This window comes from Bradyrhizobium sp. LTSP885, assembly GCF_000938305.1.
Taxonomy (GTDB): Bacteria; Pseudomonadota; Alphaproteobacteria; order Rhizobiales; family Xanthobacteraceae; genus Bradyrhizobium.
In genome coordinates, this window is the sequence record NZ_JYMT01000042.1 from 795,880 (window position 1) to 803,213 (window position 7,334).

At 63.5% G+C, this 7,334-nt stretch carries 5 protein-coding genes and 1 tRNA gene; 3 read left to right on the forward strand and 3 right to left on the reverse strand.

The window, feature by feature from the left end:
• Positions 1–248: 248 nt before the first annotated feature.
• From UP09_RS32780 to UP09_RS32790, 3 genes are all read right to left on the reverse strand, one after another.
• Complete coding sequence (locus UP09_RS32780; protein WP_044542432.1) at positions 249–1,682, reverse strand: HlyD family type I secretion periplasmic adaptor subunit; 1,434 nt, start codon at positions 1,680–1,682, stop codon at positions 249–251.
• Positions 1,669–3,813: a type I secretion system permease/ATPase gene (locus tag UP09_RS32785; protein WP_044542433.1), complete on the reverse strand. Its 2,145-nt coding sequence runs from the start codon at positions 3,811–3,813 to the stop codon at positions 1,669–1,671. The genes UP09_RS32780 and UP09_RS32785 overlap by 14 nt, the downstream gene beginning before the upstream one ends.
• 408 nt (positions 3,814–4,221) lie before the next feature.
• A tRNA-Val gene (locus UP09_RS32790) sits at positions 4,222–4,298 on the reverse strand.
• Positions 4,299–4,543: 245 nt separating this feature from the next.
• Here UP09_RS32790 and UP09_RS32795 point away from each other — a divergent pair.
• The 3 genes from UP09_RS32795 to UP09_RS32805 all read left to right on the forward strand — a co-directional run bounded on the left by UP09_RS32795 (position 4,544) and on the right by UP09_RS32805 (position 7,186).
• Positions 4,544–5,212: a GntR family transcriptional regulator gene (locus UP09_RS32795; protein ID WP_044542434.1), complete on the forward strand. Its 669-nt coding sequence runs from the start codon at positions 4,544–4,546 to the stop codon at positions 5,210–5,212.
• Position 5,213: 1 nt separating this feature from the next.
• On the forward strand, positions 5,214–6,425 hold the full coding sequence (locus UP09_RS32800; RefSeq protein ID WP_044542435.1) for an MFS transporter: 1,212 nt from the start codon (positions 5,214–5,216) through the stop codon (positions 6,423–6,425).
• A 122-nt stretch (positions 6,426–6,547) separates the two neighbouring features.
• Positions 6,548–7,186 (forward strand): glutathione S-transferase family protein, encoded by a 639-nt coding sequence (locus UP09_RS32805; protein WP_044542436.1) that lies wholly within the window; start codon positions 6,548–6,550, stop codon positions 7,184–7,186.
• The last annotated feature ends 148 nt before the right edge of the window (positions 7,187–7,334 follow it).

Sequence of the window (7,334 nt, forward strand, 5' to 3'; positions counted from 1 at the left end):
CGCTTGTCGTGTCGTGCGGCGTGCAAATATTGCTACGGTACAGATAACCTCGGCGTGATCGCGCGGACCTTCACGCGCCTGATGTTGGCGACCCGCCAATGCTCTTCAAAATGATAGGCTCGTAACCGAGTCTGATGTGCTTTTTTGCCAGAGTTATGCTGTTGCAACAATAGCTTCCGGGCGCTGATCTTTTCTCATTCAGCGCACACTCCGGACGGTGCCGAGGCGGACTGAGCGCTGTGCGACGCCTATCTCTCGCGAAGGCTCTCCTGCCTGTATTTGAGCAGCGGCGAAAGCAGATAGCTGATCACCCTCCGCGACCCCGTCTCGATCTCGACGGTGACAGCCATGCCGGGCGAGAGATTGACCAGCTTGTCCTCCACCTGCATCTGCGCCCGATCGAGCGACACCCGAGCGGAATAGACCAGCTCGTGCCCGTTGGGTTCGCTGCTGCTATCGGCGCTCGTCGGTGGCTTGTTGTCCGTAGTCTTGTCCTGCTGAAAGTCGCGACTGATCGCGTCCTTCGACAAGCTCAGGACAGTCCCGTGCAGCAGGCCATATCGGGTGAAATTGAACGTGTCGATCTTGATCTCGGTCGGTTGCCCCACATACACAAAGCCGATGTCGTGATTGGACACCATCGCCTCGATCTCCAGGGGACTGTCCGTCGGCACCACCACCAGCAGGGACTGGCCCGGTGTCACCACGCCCCCCACGGTGTGGACCGCAAGCTGCTGGACGACACCGTCGATCGGCGCCGTCAGTGATTGAAACCTGGTTCTCTGCTCGGCCTTGACGAGGTCCTGCGCAAGACCGCCGGCCTTCTGTTCGGCCTTCGCCAGTTCATCATAGAGGCTGTGGCTGTATTCTGCGACCGCCTGCGCCCGTGACGCGGCGATCGCAGCGATCGCAGCCTCGGCTTCATGACCGTGGCTCTTCTGGACCTCCAGCTCCTGCTGCTGCTCGACCAGACTCTGCAGCTCCTGGAAATATTGCAGCTTGGAACCGTATTCGGTTTTGAGCAGGGCCGTTCGAATGTCGACGCGCTCCTGAATCACCGGGATCATCGCTCCGATCTTGTTGACGGTCGCGATGATAGTGGCGCGCTCGGCCTCTTTTTGCGTTTGCTGCGCGTCCAGCGAGGCGAGCTTGGACTTGTGCTCGGCGACCTGGTTCTGCAGGAATTTGCGCTGCATCGCGATCAGGTCGGGAGCCGCATCCGGCGGCGGGTTGAATGCCGCGAGGGGATCGCCATCCGGCGTCAGCGCCGCGCGCAGCCGTGCAATATCGAGACGGGAGGCTGTGAGGTCGCTTTGAATGTGTTCCCGCTCCGCGCCATTCATCGTCGGATCGAGCTCGATGAGGACGTCGCCGGCCTTGACGTTCACGCCGTCCTGAACATGGATGGCGCGCACAACTCCGGTCTCGAAGGGCTGGACGACCTTGCTGCGGCCGCTCGGAACGACCTTTCCCGGCGCCGAGGCGACGATATCGATCATGCCCCAGCAGGCCCACGCCAGTGCAAGGCAGAAGGCCGCGATGATCGTTGCGCCGATGGCGCGGCCGATCGGCGACGGCGGCGTTTCGACGATTTCCAGCGCAGCCGGCAGAAACGCCAGCTCCTCCCTGTCGCGTTGGGCGGGCCTGTTCGGAAGCGGAATGATCTTGCTAGCGGACTTCATGGATCCCGCTCTGCATCCGGTAAAGCTTCGCGTAACGCCCATCCCTCCTGATCAGGTCGTCGTGTGCTCCATCCTCGGTAATGCGGCCCCGCTCAATGGTGATGATCCGATCGGCGCCGCGGACGGCCGACAGGCGATGCGCGACAATGAAGACGGTTCGTCCCCTGGCGATCTGCTTCATATTCTGCTGGATGATCCGCTCGCTCTCGTAGTCGAGCGCGCTCGTCGCCTCGTCGAAGATCAGGATGCGCGGGTCGGTGACGAGCGCGCGTGCGATCGCGACGCGCTGGCGCTGTCCGCCGGAAAGGCTGCTGCCGCGCTCGCCGACCACGGTATCGTAGCCCTCGGGCAATTCCAGAATGAACTCGTGCGCGCCGGCGAGCCGGGCCGCTGCGACAATCCGTTCGATCGGCAATGCCGGATCGGCAAGCGCAATGTTGTCGCGGACCGAACGGTTGAACAGCACGTTGTCCTGCAGCACGATACCCATCTGCCGGCGCAACCATGCGATATCGACCATCGCGAGATCGGCACCGTCGACCAGGACACGTCCGTTCTCGGGGACGTAAAGACGCTGGATAAGCTTGCCCAGCGTGCTCTTGCCGGAGCCCGAAGGACCGACGATCCCGATCACCTGGCCGGCCGGCGCACTGAAGCTCACATCGTGCAACACTTCCGGACCGTCGAGACGGTACCGAAAGCCGACATGCTCGAAAACCACGTCGCCCCGGATCGCCGGCAGCGCGGCCCGCGCCGGATTGTAGGGCGCCTCCGTCGCGGTATTGAGAATGTCGCCAAGCCGCGCCACCGACAGGCGCGCCTGGTGGAAGTCCTGCCAGGTCTGCGCAAGGCGCAACACCGGCGCGCTGACCCGGCCAGCCAGCATATTGAACGCAACGAGTTGTCCGACGGTCATACTGCCATCGATGGCGAGCCTCGCGCCGAAATACAATGTTGCGGCCGTGACCAGCTTGCTGATGAGTTGCACGGTCTGGCTCGCCGTGTTGCCCAGCCGCGTCACGCGAAAACTCGCCGCGACGTAACCGGCAAGCTGCTCTTCCCAACGCCGTTGCATCTGCGGTTCGACCGCCATCGCCTTGAGCGTCTCCACGCCAGCAACGCTCTCGACAAGGAAAGCCTGGTTCTCGGCGCCACGCTTGAACTTCTCGTTGATCAGCCTGCGGAACAGCGGCGTCGCGCCGGCGGAGATCGCGATGTAGGCCGGAAATGCCGCCAGCACGATTGCGGTCAGCATCGGGGAATAGAGAAACATCACGCCCAGAAAAACGACGGTGAACGAGAGGTCGATGACGAGGGTCAGCGCCGAGCCGGTCAGGAAATTTCTGATATTCTCGAGCTCGCGGACCCGTGCCACGGAATCGCCGACGCGCCGCGCCTGGAAATATGCGATCGGCAATGCGAGCAGGTGGCGGAACAGCCGCGCTCCGAGCTCGACGTCGATCCGGTTTGTCGTGTGGGAGAACAGATAGGTCCGCAGGATACCCAGTATCGTCTCGAAAATCGACACCGCGACAAGGCCGATCACCAGCACATCGAGCGTCGCGAGGCTGCGATGCACCAACACCTTGTCGATGACCACCTGGAAGAAGAGCGGCGAGACCAGCGCGAAGACCTGCAGGAAGAACGAGGCCACCAGCACTTCGCCGAGCAAACGCCGATATTTGTGGATGGCGCCGAGAAACCAGGTGATGTCGAAGCGGCGAGAGAGATCGATCAATCCGGCGCGTCGCGTCATCAGGACGATGCGGCCGTCCCAGGCCGCCTCGAATTCGGCGCGGCTCATCAAGACCGGTCGCGGCGATCGCGGGGCCTGCACCAGTACCTTCTCGTCACTGACCTTGCCGATCAGGAGGAAACTGCCGTCACGCAGGGCCGCGATGCCGGGGAGCGGCGTTTGAGCAAGCCGCGTCCAGTTCGTGGTCCGGACCCGCGCCTTCAAGCCAAGATCCTTGGCGCAGCGCAGCATCTCCGGAATGCCGATGGTCGCGGTCGCGAACTGATGACGGATCTGCTGCGGGTCCGCCCCGATGCCATGGAACTGCAACAGCATCACGAGGGCGGTCAGGCCCGGATCAGCCGTCGTCGGGTGCTGGTCAACTGCTTCCGTCATCGCTGATGGCGGGACGACACTTCCGCCGCCCACGAGCAAATGCTCTCCAGCGTCCAATCACATTGGGGCATATCATTCCAATCGAAAAAAACGAAAACGCAAGCGACACTGCCGCCTGTGCCGGCCCAGCCGAGCTTCCATTTCCAATCAGAGTCGGAGTTATCTGAAGCTTGCCACCCCGCAATGAAGGTCCGCAGCCCAAAACGGCTCTGCCTGAAGTAGGACCAAATTGGTGCCGAGCGTCAAGTGGCCGTGTACTACATCTTGTGCGTCTGGTTAGCGTGTTCGGATTTTCCCTGACCATCTCCGAAGGACGCCCCCGAGACACTGCTGCCTCGCGTGTAGCGGGCGAGGATGTTCGCCAGAGCGACGCGGCAATACGAAATTGATCCGCAATGTGGGTAATAGTGGTAGGCGGCGACGGATTCGAACCGCCGACCCTCTCGGTGTAAACGAGATGCTCTAACCAGCTGAGCTAGCCGCCCTCACCTGCCGCGCTTCTTTAGCCTCGCCGGCCCCCGCGGCGCAAGCTCGCCGGCCTCAATCCATCGGACGCTTGTTGACCCACGGCATCGCCGAGCGGCACGAGATGTGGCGCTGCGCCGTCAATCGGATGCACGCTCCGCCGGCCTACCTGCCATGCCCTTTGGTATCCCGAAACACCATTGTTTGGGATACCATAACGGGATATCCGTTCCGGCGACAATTCCACCTCGCTACCGAGACCGCCATGTCGCAGATGCTTCAGATCCACGACCAACTCCGGGAGATGATCCTCTCGCTCGACCTCGGCCCCGGCGAGCGGCTGACCGAGCGATGGCTGGAGAGTCGCTTCGAGGGCTCGCGCACGCCGATCCGTGCCGCGCTGCTGCGGCTCGAAGGCGAAGAACTGGTGCGGCGGGACGGCCGCAACTGGATCGTCGCGCCGATCGATCTCAGTGAGCTGGCGGCGCTCGCCGAGTTCCGCGTACCGCTGGAGACGACTGCCGTGCGGCTCGCCTGCGCGCGGGCAAGCGAGGCCGATCTCGCCGGCGTTGAAGCGATGCTGGATGCCTGCCAGTCAGGTGCGCCCCGCGAGGAATGGCACCGCGTCGGCACCGATTTTCATGTCGAGATCGCGCGCCTCTCCGGCAATCCGTTCATCGTCAAGGCGCTCGAGGGCGCGATGACCCGGCTGTCGCGGGCGCGCTGGCTGGAGGTGTGGACCGAGCCGTCGCGCGAGCAGGCCTGGCGCGAGCACCGGCGCATTCTCGGATTCATCCGCAGCAACGATCCGGATGCCGCCGCCCGCGAGGCGGCCGACCATATCAGCGACACCCGCGACCGCCTGCTCCGCTCGCTCAACGAGGATCGCCGGGGCTTAAGGGCGCGCGGCTTCGCCGTTATCGGTCTGCGCTGAGATGGATACGGAGATCGATCGCGACGCAGCCCTCGACGAAGGGCCCTGGAAGCGCAACCTGATCGTATGCGTGTTCGGCTCCTTCACCACGATCGTGGGGATGACCTTGCTGCTGCCGTTCCTGCCGCTCTATGTCGAGCAGCTTGGCGTGACCGATCATGCCGCCATCGTGCAGTGGTCGGGCATAGCCTATGGCGCGACCTTCTTCACCGCCGCATTGACCGCGCCGCTGTGGGGGCGCCTCGCCGACCGCTACGGCCGCAAGCTGATGCTGATCCGCGCCAGCCTCGGCATGGCCGTTGCGATGTCGCTGATCGGCTTGGCCCACAATGTCTATGAACTGGTGGGGCTCCGACTGCTGACCGGCCTGCTCGGCGGTTACGCCTCGGGCTCGACCGTGCTCGTCGCCTCCCAGACCCCGAAGGCCCGTTCCGGCTGGGCGATCGGCGTGCTGTCCGCCGGCATCATGGCCGGCAGCCTGGTTGGCCCCTTGATCGGCGGCATCCTGCCGCCCCTGATCGGCATCCGCGCGACCTTCTTCCTGTCCGGCGGCATCATCTTCATCACCTTCCTCGGCACGACGTTCCTGATCCGCGAGGGAGCCCGGCCGCAGACGGCGCGCGGCAGCAAATCGCGCGGCGGCTGGTCGCTGTTACCGGACAAGCGCCCGGTCGCCGCGATGTGGGTGACGGGATTGCTGTTGATGATCGCCAACATGTCGATCGAGCCGATCATCACGGTCTATGTCGCCCAGTTGGTCGAAGCACCGCAGGTAACGTTCGTTGCCGGCCTCGTGATGTCGGCGGCGGCCTTCGGCAGCCTGCTGTCCTCGTCGCACCTCGGCAAGCTCGCCGACCGCGTCGGCCACTGGCGCATCATCATTGTGTGCCTTGCCGTCTCGGCACTGCTGTTGATCCCGCAGGCCTTCGTGACGAGCAGCTGGCAACTCATCGTGCTGCGTTTCCTGATGGGGCTGTCGCTCGGCGGCCTGCTGCCATGCATCGCAAGCGTGATCAGACACAACGTGCCTGACACCGTCACTGGCAGCATGCTCGGCTATTCAGTCTCGGCGCAATATGCGGGGCAAGTGATCGGCCCGCTCGCCGGTGGATTCATCGGCGGCCATATCGGCATGCGCGCAGTCTTCCTTGGCACGAGCGTGCTGATGGCGCTCGGGGCGATCGGCAATTTCTTTGTCGAGAAGAAAGAGTAGCTCCTGCCGGCGCTCCTCGTTCCGCGGTGACGAAAAACACATCAGCGGTGTCGGAACGCATGCCGTTCGTCCGTCCTTTGTTATGAAGCAGGACACTTCGTAACAGGACATGGAGATAGCGGATGGCCGACCTGACCCTCACCACCTTCGATTGGGTTCCCGAGATGCCGCGGGGCTATGTGCGTGACCTGCGCGTGCGCTGGGCCCTGGAAGAGGCCGCCTTGCCCTATCGCGTCAAGAGCGTGCCGTTTCGCGATCGCAATGCCGAGCACTTCGCGCACCAGCCGTTCGGCCAGGTGCCCTGGCTGACCGATGGCGACATCTCGATTTTCGAGAGCGGCGCGATCCTGCTTCATCTCGGCGAGCTGAGCGACAAGCTGATGCCCGCGAATCGGCGCGGCCGCAGCGACGCCACGGAATGGCTGTTCGCAGCGCTCGCTTCAGTCGAGGCCGCGAGCCAGCCCTGGTCCTTCTTCATGTTCTCAGGTGACACCGACGAAACGCCAATGCGAAAGTTTTTTGACTCCTTCCTTGAGGCCCGGCTCAAGCACATGGAAACGGTCCTGGAAACAGGCGAATGGCTGGCCGGGACCTTCTCCGTCGCCGACATCCTGATGGCGGATGTGTTGCGCCTTGTCGATCGGTTCGGCGGGCTCTCGGACCATCCCGCCTGTCATGCTTATGTCGCGCGCGCCACGGCGCGCCCGTGCTTCGAGAAGGCACACGCAGACCAGATGGCGCATTTTGCTGCGGCAGACTGAGCAACACCGGCGCCGCGAAACGCAAAAATAGAAACGGCGCCCGAAGGCGCCGTTTTTGGTTTTCAACTGGAGTTCGCTCAGTGCGCCGTCAGACCACCCGCCGCTTCATCCGAAGCGTCGGGTTTGACGGCGACCTTGGTGTCCTCTT